A 454-nucleotide genomic window follows, 5' to 3' on the forward strand; every position below is an offset into this window, starting at 1 on the left:
CCTTGGTACTATTTCTTCAGAACCCCACGGTTACACGTGCCGCCGAGGCGCCCCATACCTGAGAAAGCACCACCATGATTTTCAAAAAAGTAGGCGATAGTCGCCCCTACCCCCAGCACGGCATGACCCACGCCGACTGGGGAGGAATCCCGCCGCAGCGGGTACGCCTCGACACCCTTATCACCACCCAAAAACAGGGGCACAAGCATCCATAAATGTGCTTTCTGTTACTTTTATTGCTCAGGGCTTGCATGCTTAGCAAAAGCGTAGTAAGGTTTTATTTGTTGCCTACGCAATGCGTAGAAAACATAGCTGGAGGATTCGCCTAGCGGCCTATGGCGCACGCCTGGAACGCGTGTTGGGTTAACAGCCCTCGGGGGTTCAAATCCCCCATCCTCCGCCACCGATCCCCGGTCTTAGATTCTAAGACCGGGGATTTTTTATACCCCTTGGT

At 54.0% G+C, this 454-nt stretch carries 1 tRNA gene and 1 pseudogene; both read left to right on the forward strand.

From position 1 onward, the window contains the following. Positions 1-74: 74 nt before the first annotated feature. A pseudogene (locus HMPREF2894_RS09230) lies at positions 75-194 on the forward strand (type II toxin-antitoxin system VapB family antitoxin); the annotation flags it as partial. A 120-nt stretch (positions 195-314) separates the two neighbouring features. Next, positions 315-403 (forward strand) — tRNA-Ser (locus tag HMPREF2894_RS03680). Positions 404-454: the final 51 nt, after the last annotated feature.

This window comes from Rothia sp. HMSC066G02, assembly GCF_001813145.1.
Lineage (GTDB): Bacteria > Actinomycetota > Actinomycetes > Actinomycetales > Micrococcaceae > Rothia.